The organism is Janthinobacterium sp. SUN137, from assembly GCF_030587265.1.
GTDB lineage: Bacteria > Pseudomonadota > Gammaproteobacteria > Burkholderiales > Burkholderiaceae_D > Janthinobacterium > Janthinobacterium kumbetense.
In genome coordinates, this window is record NZ_JAPWHZ010000004.1 from 120127 (window position 1) to 140493 (window position 20367).

Here is a 20367-nt window from a genome sequence, read left to right on the forward strand (position 1 = left end):
GGCGTCTCCCTATTCAAATCAACAAGGACATCGCATGCACCGTCACGGATCGTTGAACCACATCTACCGCCTCGTCTGGAGCCACGTCTTGAACGCCTGGGTCGCCGTCGCGGAAACGTCGCGCGGGCGCGGCAAGGGCAGCCGCCGCAAACTGGCCGCGGCAGCGGCCGCCATGACGGCGCTGGCGCTGGGAGGACCGGCGCAGGCCGCGCCCACGGGCGGGCAGGTGGTGAGCGGCACGGCCAGCATCAGCCAGCAGGGCGGCACCACCACCATCCATCAGGGCAGCGCGCAGGCCGCGCTGAACTGGAACAGTTTTAACGTGGGCGCCAAGGAAACCGTCAACTTCGTCCAGCCTTCGACCAGCGCACTGGCCGTCAACCGCATCTTCGACAGCAACGGCACGCAGATCCTCGGCAGAGTCAACGCGAATGGCCAGGTGTACCTGATCAATCCGAACGGCGTGCTGTTCGGCCGCGGCGCGCAAGTCAACGTGGGCGGCCTGGTGGCTTCGACGCTCGACGTCGACAGCGCCAGCCTGGGCGGTTCGAAACACGCGTTCGGCGGCCAAGGTACTGGCAAGGTCGTCAATGAAGGCATGCTGCACGCGGCCGATGGCGGCTATGTCGCCCTGCTGGGCCGGCAAGTGAGCAACCAGGGCGCCATCTCGGCCCGCCTGGGCACGGTCGCCCTGGGCGCCGGCAGCGCCGCCACCCTGAGCTTTGACGGCGCGCGCCTGCTGCAACTGCGCATCGAACAAAGCACCCTGAACAACCTGGCCGAGAACGGCGGCCTGATCCGCGCCGATGGCGGCCAGGTGCTGATGAGCGCAGGCGCCCGCGATTCGCTGCTGGCCAGCGTCGTCAACCACACCGGCGTCATCGAGGCGCGCAGCGTGGAACAGCGCGATGGCAGCATCGTCTTGCTCGGCGGCATGACCGCCGGCACCACCCATGTGAGCGGCACCCTGGACGCCAGCGCCCCCGCGGGCGGCAATGGCGGCTTCATCGAAACGAGCGCCGCCCACGTGAAGATCGGCAACGATACTCGCATCAGCACGGCCGCTGCCCAGGGCCGCGCCGGCACCTGGCTGATCGACCCCGTCGACTTCACCATCGCCGCCAGCGGCGGCGACATCAGCGGCGCCGCCCTGACGGCCAATTTGCGCAACGGCAATGTCGTGATCCAGAGCACGCAAGGCAGCCACGGCACGGCCGGCGACGTGCACGTCAACGACCAGGTCAGCTGGTCGGCCAATGAACTGACCTTGAATGCGCAGCGCAACATCAATATCAACGCCAACCTGAACGGTTCCGGCACGGCCAGCCTGGCGCTGGAATACGGCCAGGGCGCCGCCGCTGCCGGCAACACGGCCGTGTATCAGCTGGGCAACGGCGCGCAGGTGAGTTTGCCCGCCGGGCAAAACTTCAGCACCAAACTGGGTGCGGACGGCGTGCGCACCGGCTACACGGTGATTACCACCCTGGGAGCAGCCGGCAGCGTCACTGGCACTGACTTGCAAGGCATTAACGGCAAGCTGAATGGCAATTATGTGCTGGGTGCAAATATCGACGCCTCCGCCGCAGCCAGCTGGCAGGCCGGCTGGAGCGTTGGCTTCGCGCCACTGGGCGGCGACACGGGTTTTAGCGGCGTGTTCGATGGGCTCGGCCACTCGATCAATCAACTCAGCATGCGAGCCTCGCGCAACCAGGGCAGCGGCCTGTTTTCCATCACCACCAAGGATGCCCTGATCCAGAATGTGGGCTTGAATGGCGGCAGTATCTGGGCCACGTATGTAGCCGGCGGCCTGGTCGGCACAAACGCAGGCACCATCCGCAACAGCTATGCTGCGCTCGACGTCGACAGCTACTCCGTCAGCGGCGGTCTGGTGGCGCGCAACAATGGCAGCATCGATAATAGCTACGCCACCGGCACCGTCAGGAGCCAGGCCCAGACAGGTGGCCTGGTCGCCAGCAATAACGGCAGCATCAGCAACAGCTATGCCACGGGAAGCGTGGCGGGTCAGACTTATATCGGCGGCCTGATTGGCATCAACTGGGGCAGTGTCGACACCAGCTTCGCCACGGGCCGCCTGGTCCTCACCAGTGGCGGCAGCGGCGTCGGCGGCCTGATAGGCAGTAATGCCTACTCCAACAAGGTCAGCAACAGTTTCTGGTCCATCAGCGGCACTGGCCAGGCCAGCTCGGATGGCGGCACTGGCTTGACGGATGCGCAAATGCGCACGGCCAGCAGTTTTACGGGATTCAATTTCACCACCACGCCTGGCGCGCCAGGCAACAACTGGGTGCTGGTCAGCGTGGATGGCGGCTTGAACAATGCTGGCGGCGCGGCAGGCGCCACGTATCCGATGCTGGCATCCGAGTATGCGACCACCATCCAGAATGCCCACCAGCTGCAATTGATGGCCATGGCGCCGGGCACGGCGTATGTGCTGGGCAGTAACATCAACGCGGCCGGTACGGCAGGCGGCAAGGATGTCTGGACAGCTGCCGGCTTCGTGCCCGTCGGCAGCGAGGCACACCCCTTCACGGGTAGCCTGGACGGCCGCGGCTACACCGTCAGCGGCCTGACCATCGACCGGCCGACGTACGATTACGTGGGTCTGATCGGCTACACGAACCCAGGCTCGCTCATCAGCAATATCGGCCTGCTGGACGGCAGCGTGAAGGGTAATTTCGCCGTCGGCGCGTTGGTCGGCTCGAACGCAGGCCTGGTCAGCAACAGCCATGCCAGCACCACGGTCAGCGGCGACAACAATGTCGGCGGCCTGGTGGGTGAAAACTACGGCGGCACCATCAGCGCCAGCCACGCCAGCGGCAAGGTCAGCGGCGTCGCGGACCGCGTAGGCGGCCTGGCTGGCAGCAACAGCGGTAGCGTCACGGGCAGCTATGCCACGGGCGACGCCAGCGGCTTGCGCAATGTCGGCGGCCTGGTGGGCGACAACCGCGGCTATGACGGCGCCATCGCCCAGGTCAGCGGCAGCTATGCCAGCGGCAATATCACGGCAATCGAAGACAATGCCGGCGGCCTGGTCGGCTACAACAAGAGCGGCACCATCGCCGACAGCTACGCCAGCGGCAAGGTCAGCGGCGACCGCGATGTGGGCGGCTTGCTCGGTTTTAGTTCCCGCGCCACCGATAGCGTCAGCAACAGCTACGCCACGGGCGAGGTGCAAGGCAATGCCAGCACGGGCGCGCTGGTCGGCAGCAATGCGGGCGTGATCAGCAACAGCTTCTGGAAGAATTCGCCAACGGCACCGGGCGTCAGCGAAAACGAGGGCACATTGACCAATGTGCGGGGTCTGAGCGACACAGAGCTGCGCTCGCCATCGAGCTTCGATGGCTGGGACATGGCGACCAGCGGTGGCAGCCACGCCGTCTGGCGTATCTATGCAGGCCAGAGCACGCCGCTGCTGCGCAGCTTCCTGACGGCCCTGACCATCAACGCCGACGCCATCAGCAAGACCTACGATGGCAAGAGCTACTCCGGCGGCTTGGTCAATGCCCGCTATTCGCTGGCCGGCGCCGCCGAATCCGGGAAAATACTCTACAGCAACAATGGCTTGTATGGCGCCATGCGCGATGCCGGCAGCTATAACGCCCTGGACAATTACGCGTACTCCGGCCAGCAAGGTTATGACATCAATATGATGGCAGGGCCGCTGACGATCCAGCGCGCCGTTATCACGCTCGATGGCATGCGCACCTATGACGCCAGCACCAGCATGGCTGCCGGCCAGTTGACCATGCACGGGCTGGTCAACGGCGAAAGTCTGTCCCTGTCCGGGAATGGCAGCCTCGATAACAAGAACGTCGGCGCAAACAAGCACATCAACAACGGTAGCCTGACGCTGGCGGACGGCCAGGGTGGCCTGGCGGACAATTACACGCTGGAAGGTGGCCAGCACCGTGCCACCATCACCCAGGCCACACTGGCAGTGCAGGATGCGGGCGTGGCCAATAAAGTGTATGACGCCACGAACAGCGCCACCCTGACAGGCACGGCCAAGGTCCAGGCGCTGGGCAACGACCAGCTCAGCCTGACGGGCGGCAATGCGCATTTTGTCGACAAAAACGCGGGCAGCGCCAAAACCGTCACCCTCGGCGGCTTTGTCTTGCAGGGCGCGGATGCGGCCAACTATGTCCTCGTGCAACCGGGTAACGTAAAGGCCGATATCGGCAAGGCCAGCGTCACCGTCGCCGGCGTGGGCGCCGCAAGCAAGGTGTATGACGCGACGACCGGCGCCACCTTGACGGGCAAGGCCACCGTGCAAGCGCTGGGCGGCGACCAGCTGAGCTTAGCCGGCGGCGTGGCCCGCTTTGCCGACAAGAACGCAGGCCAGGGCAAGGCCGTCATCGTTGATGGCTACAGCCTGCAAGGCGCGGATGCGGGCAACTATGTGCTGGTGCAGCCGAACAACATCACGGCCGACATCAGTAAAGCTACTGTCAGCGTGAGCGGCGTGGGCGCCGCAAGCAAGGTGTATGACGCGACGACCGGCGCCACCCTGACGGGCAAGGCCAAGGTGCTGGCGCTGGGCGGCGACCAATTGAGCGTGACCGGCGGCAGCGCATCTTTTGCCGACAAGAACGCCGGCATGGGCAAGACCGTCACCCTGAGCGGCTTTGCCCTGCAAGGCGCGGATGCGGCCAACTATGACCTCGTGCAGCCGGGCAAGGTCACGGCCGACATCAGTAAAGCTACTGCCAGCGTGAGCGGCGTGGGTGCGGCAAATAAAGTGTATGACGCCACCACGGCCGCCACTTTGACAGGCACGGCCAGCGTGCTGGCGCTGGGCGACGACCAATTGAGCGTCGCCGGCGGCAGCGCATCCTTTGCCGACAAGAACGCCGGCAGCGCCAAGACCGTCACCCTCGACGGCTTTGCCTTGCACGGCGCCGATGCGGGCAACTATGTGCTCGTGCAACCAGGCAAGGTCACGGCCGACATCGGCAAGGCCAGCGTCACCGTGAGCGGCGTGGGTGCGGCAAATAAAATCTATGACGCCACCACGGCCGCCACCCTGACGGGCAAGGCCACCGTGCTGGCGCTGGGCGACGACCAATTGAGCGTGGCCGGCGGCACTGCTCGCTTTGCCGACAAGCACGCCGGAACAGGGAAAACCGTCATCGTCGATGGCTACACCTTGCAGGGTGCGGATGCGGGCAACTATGCACTCGTGCAACCGGGCAACATCACCGCCGATATTGCCAAGGCCAGCTTGCTGTTGACGGCCACGGCCACCAGCCTGACGGGTGGCCGCACGCCAGAACAGTTAAGCGGCAAGGTCAGCGGCCTGCTGGGCAGCGACACCCTGGCGGACGCCACCAGCGGCGCCCTGGCCTGGACCAGCCCGGCCACGGCCAGCAGTCCGGCCGGCAGCTACGCCATCATGGGCAGCGGCCTGGCTTCAAACGACTATGCCTTCGTGCAAGCCGAGGGCAATGCCGGCGCGCTGACCTTGAAGTCGGCCAGCCTGCCACCACCGGCCCAGGCAGCCGTGGTGCAACTGCAGGCGCAAGTGCTGGGCAGCTTTGCCGACACGCGTCCCGGCACGCTGGCCGCCGCGCCCACCATCACCGTCACGCAGACGGATGCCCCGGCCGGCACTGCCGCCGCCAGCAATGCCTTGCCAAACACCAGCATGCAGATCGGCAGCCGCGGCCCGGCCCTGCAAGTCGTCCTGGGCGGCGTCAAGCTGCCCGCCAACATGCTTAACGTAAATCAATAACACCATGACTCATTCCTTGACTCCGCGACACCTGATGCAACAACCGTTGCTGTCCCTGCTGCTGCTGGCCTTTGCGCCATGCGCCGTAGCACAAACCACCCCGGTCGTGCCCGATGCGGGCGCCATCCTGCGCCAGTTGCAGCCAGCCACGCCCGCCAATGTTGCTCCCGGCGCGCCGGCGCTGCGCATCGAACAGAAAGAGGGCGCGCCGCTGCCCGCCAGCGCGCCATTTCTCGTCACGCAGATCGACATCGCCGGCAACAGCGCGTTCGATACGGCCACCTTGCAGGCGCTCGTCGCCAACGCCCATGGCACGACCTTGTCCTTGGAGCAACTGGGAGAACTGGCGGCCCGCATCACCAGTTACTACCGCGCCCATGGCTATCCGCTGGCGCGCGCCATCGTGCCCGCCCAAACCATCCGCCAGGGTATCGTGCGCATCGACGTGCTCGAGGCGCGCTACGGCAAGGTGGGCATCGACAACCGCAGCGACGTCAGCGACGCCTTGCTGCACGCCACGCTGGCGCCGCTGCAAACGGGCCAGACCATCAGCCAGGCGGAACTCGACCGCAGCTTGCTGTTGCTGTCCGACATACCGAATGTCGCCATCACGGCCACGCTCACGCCCGGCGCCGAAGTGGGCGGCTCCGACCTGCTGGTCGATGCCTGGTCCGGTCCTCGCATGGCTGGCGCTGCCTTCCTCGACAACAATGGCAACCGCTACACGGGCCGCGCCCGCCTTGGCGCCACCGTGTACCTGTACAACCCGCTGCACCAGGGCGACGTGGCCAGCGCCAGCGTGCTCAGCTCGGGCACGGGCATGTCGTATGCGCGGCTCGGCTATGACCTGCTGCTGAACGGCGCCGGCACGCGCGCCGGGGTGGCCATGTCCGCCCTGCGCTACCGCCTGGAAGGCACCATGCGCCCGCTGCACGCACATGGCACGGCTCAGGTCGCCAGTGCCTGGATGCGCCATCCGCTGCTGCGCAGCCGCGATGCGAACATGTCGATCCAGCTGCAATATGACCAGGTGCACTTGCGCGACCGCATCGACGCCAGCGCCATGCGCAGCGACCGCCGCCTGGATAACCTGAGCGCCACCCTGGGCGGCGACGCGCGCGATGCGGCCTTCGCTGGCGCCATCACCAGCTGGAGCGTGGCCGCGACGGCTGGCAAGCTCGACATCAGCGACCCGCTGACACGCCTGAACGATGCCTTCAGCGCACGCAGCCATGGCAATTTTGCGAAATGGAACGTCAACCTGTCGCGCCTGCAAAACCTGGACCAGCGCAACGCCGTGTACCTGGCCTTCGCGGGACAGTGGGCGGACAGCAATCTCGATTCCTCCGAAAAGATGAGCGTGGGAGGCCCGTACACGGTGCGCGCGTATGACGTGGGCGCGGCAGCTGGCGACCTCGGCTATTTCGGCAGCGCCGAATGGCGGCATGAACTGAGCGCCGGCGACGCGGGACAATGGCAAGCCGTGGCCTTCGTCGACAGCGCGCGCGTGACGGTGAACCAGCAGCGCTGGACGCCGGGCCCGAACAGCGCGCGCCTGCACGGCGCCGGACTGGGCGTGAACTGGGCGGACGGGCAGCAGTGGAATGCCCGCGCGTACGTCGCCAAGCCCATCGGCGGCACGCCCGTCCTGCTGGCGGCGCGCAGTTCGGCCCGCCTGTGGGTCGAACTCAATCGCCGCTTCTGATGCGGCGGCAACAGCCGGAAGTCCGACTTTCGGCTGTTGCTTGATCCAACGCAAGACTTACCCACCAGCTATCCACCGTCTGTGCACGGTTTTTCCACAGGCTTACCCACAGCAATATCCGGGAAGCAGGTGGCAAAACTGCAGTTATCCCCACTTGTACCTACGCTATCCAGCGCTTATCCGCAGGCTTACACACAGAGTTATCCACAATCAACAGGAAAAGGCGATTACATCGCTGGCAAGCCACTGGAATCAGCGGAAAAGGCAGCGACAAGCGCATGGCGGGCCAGATTGGAAAACTTGCCAACAGCTTATGCGCAGGCTTGCACACAGGCTTATGCGCCACTTGTGCAGTGGCTTGCCCACAGAGTTATCCACATACAAAAAAGGCAGGCCATGCGGCCTGCCTGTGTGCAAGGGCTGACTGCGCCGCTTACTTCTTGATTTTCACGGGGCGCGTCCAGCCATCGATGGTCACCTGGCGCGCGCGCGACACGGTCAGCTTGCCGGCCGGCGCATCTTTCGACAAGGTCGTGCCCGCGCCCAGGGTGGCGCCCTTGCCGACGGTGACAGGCGCGATCAGTTGGCTGTCGCTGCCGATGAAGGCGTCGTCTTCAATGACCGTGCGGAACTTGTTCACGCCATCGTAGTTGCAGGTGATCGTGCCGGCGCCGATGTTGACCTTCGAGCCGATGGTGGCGTCGCCGATGTAGGCCAGGTGATTGGCCTTGCTGTGCGCGGCGATCTGGCTGTTTTTCACTTCAACGAAGTTGCCGATGTGCACGTCTTCCGCCAGGACCGTACCCGGGCGCAGGCGCGCGTAGGGGCCGATGATGGAAGCGGCGCCGACGATGGCGTCCTCGATATGGCAGAAGGGCTTGATGTGCGCGCCAGCGGCCACCGTGGCGTTGATGAAGACGTTGTTGGCGCCCACGCGCACGCCGTCGCCCAGTTCCACCCGGCCTTCGAACACGCAGCCGACGTCGATGGTGACATCGCGGCCGCAAATGAGTTCGCCGCGCACGTCGATGCGGGCCGGATCGAGCAGGGTTACGCCCCGTTCCAGCAGCGCTTGCGCGATATTGTTCTGGTGGATGCGTTCCAATTGCGCCAGCTGCACCTTGCTGTTGACGCCCGCCACTTCCCACACGGCGGCCGGGTGGGCCGAAGTGACGGCCACGCCATCGGCGACGGCCTGGGCGACGATATCGGTCAGATAGTATTCCCCTTGGGCATTGTCATTCGACAAGGCCGACAGCCATTGCTTGAGCTGCACGGTGGGCGCGACCATGATGCCGCTGTTGATCTCGCGGATGGCGCGCTCGGCGGGTGTCGCATCCTTTTCCTCGACGATGCGCACGATGGCGCCGTGCTCGCGCACGATGCGGCCGAGACCAAACGGGTCGTCCTGTTCCACGGTCAGGATGGCCAGCTTGTCCTTGCCGGCCGCCTGCACCAGTTGCTGCAGGGAAGCGGCGCTGGTCAGCGGCACGTCGCCGTACAGGATCAGGGTCGGCACGCTGTCATCCAGCAAAGGCAGCGCTTGCTGGACGGCATGGCCGGTGCCCAGCTGCTGCGCCTGCTCGGCGGCGTCGATCTGCACGCCATTGTTCACCTTGTAGCCGTCGAGCAACTTCAGCACTGCTGCGCCCCCATGCCCGTAAATCACGCATAATCGGGACGGCGCCAGGCCGCGCGCCGTGTCGATGACGTGCGACAACAGCGGCTTGCCCGCCAACGGGTGCAATACCTTGGGCAGTGCCGACTGCATGCGTTTGCCCATACCGGCAGCGAGAATGACAACGTTCATAGACCGTCTTTTATAAGTTAAGAATATGAAAAAGTTTAACACGCAGGCCCCGTCTTCCACGTCTTCCAGCCGCTTGACGTATGCCTTACTGGCCATCCTGCTCGTCGTCATGGCCGGTTGCAGCGGCTTGCGCCTGGCCTACAACAATGGCGATACCGTGCTGTACTGGTGGCTGAACGCGTATGTCGACCTGGACCGCGACCAGAAGGGCTGGGTGCGCGACGATATCGACAAGCTGTTCGACTGGCACCGCAAGACGCAATTGAAGGATTACGTGGAAATCCTGCGCACGGGCCAGAAGCAGTTGCAAGGCAATGCCACGCAGGCGGACCTGCTGGCGGATTACAGCGAGATCAAGCAGCGCACCCAGGCGCTGTTGCTGAAGGCGGCGCCCGAGCTGGCCGACCTGGCGCGCTCGCTCAAGCCCGAGCAGATCGCGCAGATGGAAAAGAAGTTCAAGTCGAACAATGAGGATTACCGCAAGAAATACCTGAGCGGCGACCAGGAGAAGCGCCAGAAACTGCGCTACAAGAAAGCCATGGAGCAATTCGAACTGTGGTTCGGCAGCTTCAGCAGCGAGCAGGAAGCCCTCATCCGCAAGGCGTCCGATGCGCGTCCGCTGAACAACGAGATCTGGCTCGACGAACGCATGCGGCGCCAGCAGAACGTGTTGAGCCTGGTCAAGAAAGTTCACCAGGAAAAACTCGGCAAGGAAGCCACCGTGACCTTGATCAACACCCTGATCAAGGACAGTTTCGAGCGCCTCGAGCATTCCGAGCGCAAGGCCTTCTTCGATGCCTACGAAAGCAGCACGGCGCAGATGGTCATGACGGTGATCAAGATCGCCACGCCCACGCAAAAAACCCATGCCGTCAAGCGCATGCAGGGCTGGATCGACGATTTCAATTCCCTCGCCACGCAAGCCAAATAGCCAGGCAGCGCCAGCAGGGGGGAGGGGGCCATATGCTATAGTGGCCGCCATCGAATTGAAGAAATACCCATGCAAAAGAAAATAAAGAAACCCGCCAAAGTCCCCGTCCACCACGCGCCGCCACCGAACCAGGTGCGCATCATCGGCGGCCAGTGGAAGCGCTCCGTGCTGCCTGTTTTGCAGGCACTGGGCTTGCGCCCGACACCGGACCGCGTGCGCGAAACCGTGTTTAACTGGATCAACCACTTGCGCGACGGCGACTGGACCGATGCCCAGGTGCTGGACCTGTTCGCCGGCAGCGGCGCGCTCGGCTTCGAGGCGGCCAGCCGCGGCGCCGCCGCCGTCACCATGGTCGACACCCATACGCCCGTGATCCGCCAGCTGGAAGAAAACAAGACGAAATTGCGCGCCGACAATGTCCAGCTGCTGCGCGGCGATGCCTTGCTGACGGCGCAAGGCCTGGCATCGCGCGGCCAGCGTTTCGACCTGATCTTCCTCGATCCGCCCTACCAGCAGGATTTCCTCGCGAAAGTGTTGCCACTGTGCGCCAACCTGCTCAAGGAAGGCGGCATGGTGTATGCGGAATCGGGCTTGCCGCTCGTCTTCGATGCAACCAGCGCCCTGGAAAAACCGGAGTGGATGGCGCCGTGGGAAGTCATCCGCGCCGACAAGGCGGGCACCGTTTATTATCATTTGCTAACTTACAACAAAGTGCCGGCAACTGCCTGAATCTGCCTATAAATGAGGCAAAAAGGCTCCCTGGCCCGAGGCGCAACACCAAGGTGGTCACCAATTTCAGGCATAATGCGCGTCTATATTGGTGCATCGTCAGGGAGCCGCAATGGTTGTAGCCGTTTATCCAGGAACATTCGATCCGCTCACGCGCGGTCATGAAGATTTGGTGCGCCGCGCATCGGGTCTGTTTGACAAGCTGATCGTCGGTGTGGCCGACAGCAAGAACAAGCAACCGTTCTTCTCGCTCGACGAACGCCTGGAAATCGCCAATGAAGTGCTCGGCCACTATCCGAATGTGCAAGTGGAAAGCTTTTCCGGCCTGCTCAAGGATTTCGTGCGCAAGCATGAAGCGCGGGTCATCGTGCGCGGCTTGCGCGCCGTCTCCGACTTCGAATACGAATTCCAGATGGCGGGCATGAACCGCTACCTGCTGCCCGATGTCGAAACCATGTTCCTGACGCCATCCGACCAGTACCAGTTTATTTCGGGCACCATCGTGCGCGAAATCGCGGCGCTGGGCGGCGACGTCTCCAAGTTTGTCTTCCCCTCGGTGAACCGCTGGCTGCAAAACAAGATTGCCGCCAACGCTGCCTCATCGCAATAAGTAAGAGTGAAATCATGGCATTACTGATCACCGACGAATGCATCAATTGCGACATTTGCGAGCCCGAGTGCCCGAATGACGCAATCTACATGGGCGCGGAAATCTACGAAATCGATCCCAACAAGTGCACCGAATGCGTGGGCCACTTTGACGAGCCGCAATGTCAGCAAGTGTGCCCCGTCAGCTGCATCCCCTTCAATCCCGCCTGGCGCGAAAGCCCGGAGCAATTGATGGCCAAGTACGAACGCCTGCAGGCGGAACTGCCCGCCGCCAAAGCCTGAGCTTTTCTTCCGCGCCACTTCCGGGCCACGTCTGCGTGGCGCCAGCTTCTGCCAACTGTTCTACACTGTGTGCTGACTTATCCACAGCCCATGGTTTCCACGGAGGTAGAAGATGCAAATAAGCACATCCCGTTTGGGCCGCTCCCTGGCCACCGCCTGCCTGTGCGCCAGCCTGTGCGCCGCCGTGGCACGACCAGCGCTCGCCGTCGAGGTGGGCGGCGTCAAGCTGGACGACACGGTGCAGCTGGCCAGCCGCGAATTAAAACTCAACGGCGCCGGTGTGCGCTACAAGGTCATCTTCAAGGTGTACACGATCGCGCTGTACCTGCCGGAAAAGAAAACCCAGCTGGCCGACATCCTGGCGCTGCCCGGGCCGCGCCGCCTGGAAATCGTCATGCTGCGCGACATCACTTCCGACGAGCTGGGGCAAGCCTTCATGCAGGGCTTGAAGCGCAGCTCCGACCAGGCCGACCGCACGCGCCTGCTGAGCCAGACGATGCAGTTCGGCGCCATGTTCGAAATGGTGCCCGGCCTGAAAAAGGGCGACATTCTCACCGTGGACTGGCTGCCGGAAGAGGGAACGTTGTGCAAACTGAACGGCAAGCAGGTGGGCGACACGGTACCGGACCTGGCTTTCTATAATGCGCTGCTGAAAATCTGGATAGGTGCCCATCCGGCCGACACCATGTTGCGCGCGCATTTGCTGGGCGACATGGCGTAATCGGCTGGCGGCAGGCGTAAAAAAAGCCGGCGCAGGCCGGCTTGTCATTCTGCAACAGTTGCTCGCTCACGCACGCGTCGACAGGGCGCGCAATTCGGCGGCATTGCTTGGCGATACGCCATCCATCTTGCCGAGCGTGCGTTTCAAGGCTTGCGCTTCGCGCATCTGCTGGCGCGCCAGGCGCTCTTCGCGGCTCAGCTTGGGACGCACCACCAGCATCATGGCGCGGGCGATGCCCACCAGCAAAGGCTTGAACAGCAGGGCGAAGGCGCCCACGGCGACGATCACCAGCACGAGTTGCAGGGCGTTCAGCAGGGAAATCTCCAGCACGGGTGCGGATACTGCGTACAGGGCGGAGGCGAAGGTAGACATAGTGTTCCAGTGCATTATAGAATTTGACAGTACTATAGTGCAGTGCAACATATAAATCTAATTCCATTTCTTGATACCAATTATATGAATCGTGAATGGAAAACTGTAATATTTTTTTACGAGTGAAAATATTCGTGCCCGGCGCGGTTTACACTCTTAAGTAATCAATTCAACTTTTATCTTGGGCTTTCCATGAGTTTTCTGACGCTGGATCTGAACTTGCTGCGTGTTTTCGACGCCGTCATGACGGAACAAAACCTGACGCGCGCAGCCGGCCACCTGGCGATGACGCAGCCGGCGGTATCGAACGCCATCAAACGCCTGCGCGAGAGCCTCGGTGACGAATTGCTGATCCGCACGGCCTATGGCGTGAAACCCACGCCCCGCGCCGAAGCGCTGTGGCCGTCCGTGCGCTCGGCCCTGGCCAGCCTGGAAGCGGCTGTTACGCCGGAAACCTTCGATGTGTCGAAAACACATGCCACTTTCCGCATGGCCATGGCCGATGCGACGGCCGCGTTCTGGCTGCCTTCGCTGATGCGCTCGATCGAACGGGAAGCGCCCGGCGTCAACGTGCGCATGATGCCGCTGACCACGCGCGAACCGCGTCCCATGCTGCTGCGCGGCGACATCGACCTGGCCGTGGGCTTTTTTCCCGGCGTGGCGGCGCAATTGTCGAGTGAAACGGGTTCGCCCATCCGCCACGAGCGCCTGTATTCCGGCAAGTATGTGTGCGTGATGCGGCGCGGCCATCCGCTGGCCGACAAGGAATTGACCCTGGATAACTACTGCGCGGCCAACCATTTATTGGTGAGCTTTTCCGGCCGCGCGCATGGCTTGATCGACGAGGCGCTGTCGCAGATCCACCGCGAACGGCGCATCTTGTTGACGGTCAACCAATTCTTCACGGCCGGAAGAGTCGTCGCCAATTCCGACCTGATCACGGTCTTGCCGCGCCATTTGATCGCCTCGACGGGCATGACGGAATCGCTGCTGTACAAGGATTTGCCGTTGACCTTGCCAGCCGTCCACCTGGACATGCTGTGGCACGAGCGCGACGCCCGCAGCCCCGCCCACAAATGGCTGCGCAACCACCTGGAAAGCATGAACACGCCCACCCTGCGCACGGCCACGGCGGCCGGCGGCGGCGTGGCGCCCAAGCCGCACGTCGAGTAAGGCTTGCGACAGGACAAAAAAAACGCCTGATATCTCATCAGGCGTTTTTTTTATGCGTGGCTGCTGGACCTGTAACCGATCCGGAAACCGCCCCAGTGCTTGCCCTCGACGTGGATGGGCACGGACAAATCGTGCATGACTTCGCCCGTGTCGCGTTTATAGGTCTGCAACAGGAACGCCTTGGTGTTGCTGCCGCAGCGCTTGCCCGTGCGGTCGCTGAAGACGCGCTTGGTGCGGTTATTCACGATATCGGTGGCGTAATCGCCCGTCAGCGGCTGGGAAAACTTCTTGTTGTGCGTTGGAAAATATCCATTGTTGTCGACGGCGCCCGCATACGCCAGGTGGGGCAATGCCGCCAACACGCCTTCCTGCAAGTCGGGCAGCACCTTGTCCGTGAACGCGTCGAATTTCGTGTTGTGCTTGGGCGGATCGGTATTCGGGATGGGGCGGTAATGGCGGTCGAACAGGGCGTCGCGCGTGATGCGCCCCGAGGCGATCGCTTGCTCGAAGAGTTTGCCCACGTCGCGCGCGGCGCGCTGGGCCGCCTCGCGGATCTCGTCGTGCGGCGTGGCCACGCTCGATTCGCCCAGGGCGCCGGCGATCACTTCGGCCCGCTCGGCCAGGGCCATGGCCGATTGCGTGGCGCGCGGCAATTCGGCATTCGTCGACAGCATGCTGTCGCGGATTTGCAGGATGGCGTCGGCGATCACTTGCGTCGTCTCGACGTGTTCGCGCGAGGCGCGGGCGATTTGCCCGATCTCGTCCTCGGACTCGCCCGATGACTGCTCGATATGGCTGAGCGAGGCGTGCACGCTTTGCACATTGCGCGCCGCTTCCGTCACGCCGGCCGCCAGCGAACTCATGCCGCGTGCGGCTTTTTCCGACTGTTCATTGATTTCGCGCACCATCACGCTGATTTCATCGGAGGCTTCCTTGGTGCGCTGCGCCAATTGCCGCACTTCCCCGGCCACCACGGCAAAACCGCGCCCATGTTCGCCGGCGCGCGCCGCCTCGATGGCGGCGTTCAGCGCCAGCAAGTTGGTGCGCGCGGAAATATCGGAAATGGCTTCCGTAAAGCCCGTGATGCGTTTGGATTTTTCCTGCAAGCTCAGCATGTTGCTGGAAGCGCCTTGCGCTTCCTCGCGTGCGTTATTGATGCGCTGCAAGCCCTGGTCCACTTCGGCGCGCGCCGCCACGCTTTCCACGCGCACGCCGGCGGCCACCTTGGCGGCCCGTTCCGCATTGGCGGCGATCTTTTCCGTCATCGCGGCATTTTGTACGGAACTGTCGGCAATGTCGCTGGCCGTGCGGACATCGAGTTCCACCTTCTGTTTGACGGAATCGACAAAATACGAGGTTTCCGCCGCGCCGATCATGATGGCATCGATGGCGTTGCCCACCGTGTCGGCGAACTGGTGCAAGCCCGGCTCGCCGCGCGGACGGCCGGCAAACGCCAGCAGCGCGGCGCCGATGGCGGCGGCCACGCAGGCAATCAGATAGGGATGGTCGCCGCCCGAGAGCAACAACAGATAGGCCAGGCAACAGGCGACGGCCATGGCCAGGATCGTGAATACAAAGAAACGCACCAGCTGATGCTGCAACTGCTTCATTTGTCCCCCGCTGCGCGAACCCGTCACGTCCCGCGAAAGGGACGTGCCGTAACCGTATGCGGGTGGGCACGATTGCCCACTTTGCACCCTGAAGTGACCGTCTGCGCGGCGTTTCAGGCGGCTACCGGATAGCAGAATTGTAGTTCTACCCTACAACATTTGTTCCGATAGCTCAATCAGAAAAGTGGGGCGGCTACACCAGGGTCACTTAATTGGCAATTTGGTCGTGTTTTTGACCTCTTCCATGACGGCATAAGTGTGGGTTTCCCGCACACCTTTCTGCAACAGCGTCTTGCCCAGGAATTCGCGGTAGGCGGCCATGTCCTTGACGCGCGCCTTGACCAGGTAATCGAAACCGCCGGCCACCATGTGACATTCCAGTACCTCTGGAATGATTTGTACGCTATGCTTGAAGGCGTCGAACACTTCCGGTGTCGTGCGATCGAGCACCACTTCGATGAACACCAGCAGCGAGACGTCGAGCAGCTGCGGGTTCAACTGGGCCGTATAGCCCATGATGTAACCGGATTCGTGCAACTTGCGCACGCGCTCCAGGCAGGCGGCCGGCGACAGGTTCACGCGCGCGGCCAGCTCCACATTGCTGATGCGTCCATCGCTCTGCAATTCCATCAAGATTTTCTTACTGATCTTGTCCAGCATTACCATCACCCCCAAATTAATATTATTTGGTTAAATTGTCGCATCAAAAACTATCTATTGCTAGTCCCCTGTATTACCAGAATTAATCCATAAGAATCCCCTTTACAATCGAATCATCTTAACGTCCGACTTTCTGTATTTTTTTGCACCAAAAAAGAGCAAGAATTACGTCAGTTTTCGTCCCCTTTTCCTTGTAAAGAGCACTTATGCACCCTGCAGGCCCCTCGGCTTTTACCCCGATTCCTTTTGCTGCGTTCCAGGCAGAAATCCTGCCCGAAGCGACACCACATCGCGCCGCCGTCACCGCCGCCTATAGGCGCGATGAGGTTTCCGCCGTGCAGTGGCTGTTGCAACAAGTCCGCCCCAGCAGCACCGAAACGATAGCCGAAGGGCAAGCCCTGGCGCACCGCCTGGTCTCGAACGTGCGCCAAAAACGCACACGCGCCTCCGGCGTCGATGCACTGATGCACGAGTTCTCGCTATCGTCGGAAGAGGGTGTTGCATTGATGTGTCTGGCTGAAGCGCTGTTGCGTATACCCGACAGTCAAACGGCCGACCGCCTGATCGCCGACAAAATCAGCAAGGGCGACTGGAAGAAACATCTGGGCGAATCGCCGTCGCTGTTCGTCAACGCGGCCACCTGGGGCTTGCTGATCACGGGCAAACTGGTCAGTACCAGCAGCGAATCGGGCCTCGGTTCGGCCATGACCAAGCTCATCGCCAAAGGCGGCGAACCGCTGATCCGCAAGGGCGTCGACCTGGCCATGCGCATGCTGGGCAACCAGTTCGTGACGGGCCAGACCATCGAGGAAGCGTTGAAGAACAGCCGCGACAACGAAACGCGCGGCTACCGCTACTCGTACGACATGCTGGGCGAGGCGGCCCTGACGCAGCAGGACGCGGCCAACTACTACGCCTCGTACGAAACGGCGATCCATGCCATCGGCAAAGCCTCGAACGGCCGCGGCATCCGCAACGGCCCCGGCATTTCCGTGAAACTGTCGGCCCTGCACGCGCGCTACAGCCGCGCCCAGCGCGCCCGCGTCCTGGAAGAATTGTTGCCAAAAGTCAAAGCGCTGCTGTTGCTGGCCAAACAGTACAACATCGGCTTCAACATCGATGCGGAAGAGACGGACCGCCTGGAACTGTCGCTCGACCTGATGGAAGCACTTGCCTTTGATACAGATTTGGCCGGCTTCGACGGCATCGGCTACGTGGTGCAGGCGTACCAGAAGCGTTGCCCGTTCGCCATCGATTTCCTGATCGACCTGGCGCGCCGCAGCGGCCGCAAGTTCATGGTGCGCCTGGTGAAGGGCGCGTATTGGGATGCGGAAGTCAAGCGCGCGCAAGTCGACGGCCAGGAAGGCTATCCCGTCTACACGCGCAAGGTCTACACGGACGTCTCTTACCTCGTGTGCGCGCAAAAACTGCTGGCGGCCAGCAGCCTGATCTATCCACAGTTTGCCACGCATAACGCGCAAACCCTGTCGACCATCTACACCTGGGCGAAACGCGACGGCATTACCGACTACGAATTCCAGTGCCTGCACGGCATGGGCGAAACCCTGTACGACCAGGTCGTCGGCCCCGACAACCTCGACAAGCCGTGCCGCATCTACGCCCCTGTCGGCTCGCATGAAACCCTGCTGGCCTACCTGGTGCGCCGCCTGCTGGAAAACGGCGCCAACTCGTCCTTCGTCAACCAGATCGTCGACGAAAGCGTGGCCATCGATAGCCTGATCCGCGATCCGCTGGAACAGGCGCGCCTGCAGGGCGGCTTGCCGCACCCGTCGATTCCATTGCCGCTGGACATGTTTGGCAGCGAACGCAGGAACTCGGCCGGCCTGGACCTGTCGAATGAAGACACTTTGCGCACCCTGGCCACGGGCCTGGCGCAGCAACAGACGTGGCAGGCGGCGCCGCTGATCGATGGCGCCGTCAGCCTGAACGGCCCCACGCACATGCTGCACAACCCGGCCCAGCACGACGACGTCGTGGGCAAGGTCATGGAAGCCGGTCCGGCCGACGTGGAAACGGCGCTGGCCAGCGCCAGCGCGTACGCCATGGATTGGCAAACGACGGAACCGTCGCTCCGCGCGCAAGCGTTGTTGCGCGCGGCCGACCTGTTCGAGGAACACCATATCGAGCTGATGGCACTGGCCGTGCGCGAAGCGGGCAAGTCCCTGCCGAACGCGATCGCGGAAATCCGCGAAGCCGTCGACTTCCTGCGTTACTACGCGGCGCAGGTGGAACACGCGCCGAATACCCTGGCGCTGGGACCCGTTACCTGCATCAGCCCGTGGAATTTCCCATTGGCCATCTTTACGGGCCAGCTGGCCGCCGCCCTGGCGGCGGGGAACGTGGTGCTGGCCAAGCCGGCCGAGCAAACGCCGCTGATCGCCCACCGCGCCGTGCAATTGCTGCATGCGGCGGGCGTGCCGCGCGGCGCGCTGCAATTCTTGCCCGGCAGCGGCGAGATCGTCGGCGCCGGCCTGTGCAATGACACGCGCGTCAAAGGCGTGATTTTCACGGGCTCGACGGAAGTGGCGCAATTGATCAACCGCAACCTGACCGCGCGTGCCGTGGCCGAAGGCATCGATATTCCCCTGATCGCCGAAACGGGTGGCCAGAATGCCCTGATCGTCGATTCGTCCGCCTTGCCGGAGCAAGTGGTGCAGGATGTGATGTCGTCCGCTTTCGACAGCGCCGGCCAGCGCTGCTCGGCCTTGCGCGTGCTGTTCCTGCAAACGGAAATCGCCGACAAGACCATCCACATGCTCAAGGGCGCGATGCAGGAATTGCGCGTTGGCAACCCTGACCGCCTGGCCACGGATATCGGTCCCGTCATCGATGCGGAAGCGCAAGGTAACTTGCTGGCGCACATCAACAAGATGAAAACCATGGCCATCGACCATTATTCGCTCGATTTGCCGACCGTCAAAGGCACGTTTGTCGCCCCGACCGTGCTGGAAATCAAGTCGCTGGCGCAATTGACGCAGGAAGTCTTCGGCCCCGTGCTGCACGTGATCCGCTACAAGCGGTCCGAACTGCCGCAACTGGTGCAATCGATCAATGACAGCGGTTACGGCTTGACCCTGGGCATCCATACGCGCATCGATGAAACCATCGACTTCATCACGAAGCGCGCGCACGTGGGCAATACTTATGTGAACCGCAACATCGTGGGCGCCGTCGTCGGCGTGCAACCGTTCGGCGGCGAGGGCAAGTCCGGCACTGGCCCCAAGGCGGGCGGCCCTTTGTACCTGAAACGCTTGCAGCGCAATGCGCCGGCCGGCGCGCAGCACCAGCGCCAGGCGCCGCCGGCCCTCGATGCGCTCACCGTGTGGGCGAAGATGCATGGCCACGACCAGGTGCAGCAACTGGCGCAGGACTATGCACGCACCACCTTGCTGGGCAGCACCACCGTATTGCCAGGCCCGACGGGCGAGCGCAATACCCTGAGCTTTGCCGCGCGCGGCACGATTCTGTGCGCGGCAGCAACGTCCGGCACGCTGATGAACCAGCTGGCAGCCGTGCTGGCCACCGGTAACCAGGCCCTCGTGCTGGCGCAAGCGCCGGATCTGATCCCCGGCGACTTGCCGGCCGCGCTGAAGGACCGCATCCAGGTCGTCAGCAGCCTGGAGTCCGTCAAGCATGATTTCCAGATCGCCATGATCGAGCCTTGCCTCGATGGCCAGCTCAAACCACTGCTGGCGGCACGGGAAGGGGCCCTGGTGGGCACCATCGCCACCACGCAAGAGGGTGTCATCCCCCTGTGGCGCCTGGTCGCTGAGCGGGCGCTGTGCGTGAATACGACGGCGGCCGGCGGTAACGCCAGTCTGATGATGCTCAGCGTCTAAAGGAACCCGAGAAAAAGTCCATGGCGTTGTTGCCTTGCCTGGCCGTACATTCGTACTGCCTGCGGCAAGGCGCCTAGCCCTGAACATTTTTCAGGCTCCTTTATTGAAATAAGAAGGGCGGAACCAGTGGTTCTGCCCTTTTTTTATGCACGC

13 protein-coding genes are annotated in these 20367 nt (G+C 62.9%); 9 read left to right on the plus strand and 4 right to left on the minus strand.

Translation table 11 applies throughout. The features are described 5' to 3' along the window. Positions 1-34 precede the first annotated feature (34 nt). Positions 35-5752, plus strand: coding sequence for a YDG domain-containing protein (locus O3298_RS20980; RefSeq protein ID WP_305060462.1), 5718 nt, complete (start codon positions 35-37; stop codon positions 5750-5752). A 34-nt stretch (positions 5753-5786) separates the two neighbouring features. Then, the gene (locus O3298_RS20985) at positions 5787-7457 is read left to right on the plus strand and encodes a ShlB/FhaC/HecB family hemolysin secretion/activation protein (protein WP_305060463.1); all 1671 of its coding nucleotides are present in this window, start codon (positions 5787-5789) and stop codon (positions 7455-7457) included. Positions 7458-7890: 433 nt separating this feature from the next. Here the strand turns inward: O3298_RS20985 and glmU are convergent, their stop codons facing one another. Continuing rightward, positions 7891-9267 (minus strand): bifunctional UDP-N-acetylglucosamine diphosphorylase/glucosamine-1-phosphate N-acetyltransferase GlmU, encoded by a 1377-nt coding sequence (glmU, locus tag O3298_RS20990; protein WP_305060464.1) that lies wholly within the window; start codon positions 9265-9267, stop codon positions 7891-7893. Positions 9268-9292: 25 nt separating this feature from the next. On the opposite strand from glmU, the gene O3298_RS20995 reads away from it, so the two are divergent. The 5 genes from O3298_RS20995 (at position 9293) to O3298_RS21015 (ending at position 12539) form a co-directional block, all read left to right on the plus strand. Then, positions 9293-10198 (plus strand): DUF6279 family lipoprotein, encoded by a 906-nt coding sequence (locus O3298_RS20995; protein ID WP_305060465.1) that lies wholly within the window; start codon positions 9293-9295, stop codon positions 10196-10198. A 69-nt stretch (positions 10199-10267) separates the two neighbouring features. Further along, positions 10268-10927, plus strand: coding sequence for a 16S rRNA (guanine(966)-N(2))-methyltransferase RsmD (rsmD, locus tag O3298_RS21000; RefSeq protein ID WP_289906005.1), 660 nt, complete (start codon positions 10268-10270; stop codon positions 10925-10927). A 112-nt stretch (positions 10928-11039) separates the two neighbouring features. Next, a complete protein-coding gene (coaD, locus tag O3298_RS21005) occupies positions 11040-11537 on the plus strand; it encodes a pantetheine-phosphate adenylyltransferase (protein WP_034752633.1) in 498 nt (165 codons plus the stop codon). Positions 11538-11551: 14 nt separating this feature from the next. Next, on the plus strand, positions 11552-11818 hold the full coding sequence (locus O3298_RS21010) for a YfhL family 4Fe-4S dicluster ferredoxin (protein WP_077398358.1): 267 nt from the start codon (positions 11552-11554) through the stop codon (positions 11816-11818). Positions 11819-11930: 112 nt separating this feature from the next. Further along, complete coding sequence (locus O3298_RS21015; RefSeq protein WP_251349599.1) at positions 11931-12539, plus strand: chalcone isomerase family protein; 609 nt, start codon at positions 11931-11933, stop codon at positions 12537-12539. A 66-nt stretch (positions 12540-12605) separates the two neighbouring features. Here the strand turns inward: O3298_RS21015 and O3298_RS21020 are convergent, their stop codons facing one another. Continuing rightward, on the minus strand, positions 12606-12911 hold the full coding sequence (locus tag O3298_RS21020; protein ID WP_034752641.1) for a hypothetical protein: 306 nt from the start codon (positions 12909-12911) through the stop codon (positions 12606-12608). Positions 12912-13103: 192 nt separating this feature from the next. Between O3298_RS21020 and O3298_RS21025 the strand changes: the two genes are divergently transcribed. Continuing rightward, complete coding sequence (locus O3298_RS21025) at positions 13104-14084, plus strand: LysR family transcriptional regulator (RefSeq protein WP_034783859.1); 981 nt, start codon at positions 13104-13106, stop codon at positions 14082-14084. Positions 14085-14134: 50 nt separating this feature from the next. On the opposite strand, the gene O3298_RS21030 is transcribed toward O3298_RS21025, so the two are convergent. Both O3298_RS21030 and O3298_RS21035 read right to left on the minus strand, forming a co-directional pair. Further along, a complete protein-coding gene (locus O3298_RS21030; RefSeq protein ID WP_305060466.1) occupies positions 14135-15694 on the minus strand; it encodes a methyl-accepting chemotaxis protein in 1560 nt (519 codons plus the stop codon). Between the two features lie 204 nt (positions 15695-15898). Continuing rightward, on the minus strand, positions 15899-16354 hold the full coding sequence (locus tag O3298_RS21035) for an Lrp/AsnC ligand binding domain-containing protein (RefSeq protein WP_010393827.1): 456 nt from the start codon (positions 16352-16354) through the stop codon (positions 15899-15901). Between the two features lie 206 nt (positions 16355-16560). On the opposite strand from O3298_RS21035, the gene putA reads away from it, so the two are divergent. Then, positions 16561-20214 (plus strand): trifunctional transcriptional regulator/proline dehydrogenase/L-glutamate gamma-semialdehyde dehydrogenase, encoded by a 3654-nt coding sequence (putA, locus tag O3298_RS21040; RefSeq protein WP_305060467.1) that lies wholly within the window; start codon positions 16561-16563, stop codon positions 20212-20214. Positions 20215-20367: the final 153 nt, after the last annotated feature.

Excerpts from the sequence above, each read along its gene's own strand:
- glmU (WP_305060464.1), bottom strand. The coding sequence starts at position 9,267 with ATGAACGTTGTCATTCTCGCTGCCGGTATGGGCAAACGCATGCAGTCG.
- O3298_RS21025 (WP_034783859.1), top strand. The coding sequence starts at position 13,104 with ATGAGTTTTCTGACGCTGGATCTGAACTTGCTGCGTGTTTTCGACGCC.
- O3298_RS21010 (WP_077398358.1), top strand. The coding sequence starts at position 11,552 with ATGGCATTACTGATCACCGACGAATGCATCAATTGCGACATTTGCGAG.
- O3298_RS20985 (WP_305060463.1), top strand. The coding sequence starts at position 5,787 with ATGCAACAACCGTTGCTGTCCCTGCTGCTGCTGGCCTTTGCGCCATGC.
- O3298_RS21015 (WP_251349599.1), top strand. The coding sequence starts at position 11,931 with ATGCAAATAAGCACATCCCGTTTGGGCCGCTCCCTGGCCACCGCCTGC.
- O3298_RS20980 (WP_305060462.1), top strand. The coding sequence starts at position 35 with ATGCACCGTCACGGATCGTTGAACCACATCTACCGCCTCGTCTGGAGC.
- O3298_RS21020 (WP_034752641.1), bottom strand. The coding sequence starts at position 12,911 with ATGTCTACCTTCGCCTCCGCCCTGTACGCAGTATCCGCACCCGTGCTG.
- O3298_RS21035 (WP_010393827.1), bottom strand. The coding sequence starts at position 16,354 with ATGCTGGACAAGATCAGTAAGAAAATCTTGATGGAATTGCAGAGCGAT.
- putA (WP_305060467.1), top strand. The coding sequence starts at position 16,561 with ATGCACCCTGCAGGCCCCTCGGCTTTTACCCCGATTCCTTTTGCTGCG.
- coaD (WP_034752633.1), top strand. The coding sequence starts at position 11,040 with ATGGTTGTAGCCGTTTATCCAGGAACATTCGATCCGCTCACGCGCGGT.
- O3298_RS20995 (WP_305060465.1), top strand. The coding sequence starts at position 9,293 with ATGAAAAAGTTTAACACGCAGGCCCCGTCTTCCACGTCTTCCAGCCGC.
- O3298_RS21030 (WP_305060466.1), bottom strand. The coding sequence starts at position 15,694 with ATGAAGCAGTTGCAGCATCAGCTGGTGCGTTTCTTTGTATTCACGATC.
- rsmD (WP_289906005.1), top strand. The coding sequence starts at position 10,268 with ATGCAAAAGAAAATAAAGAAACCCGCCAAAGTCCCCGTCCACCACGCG.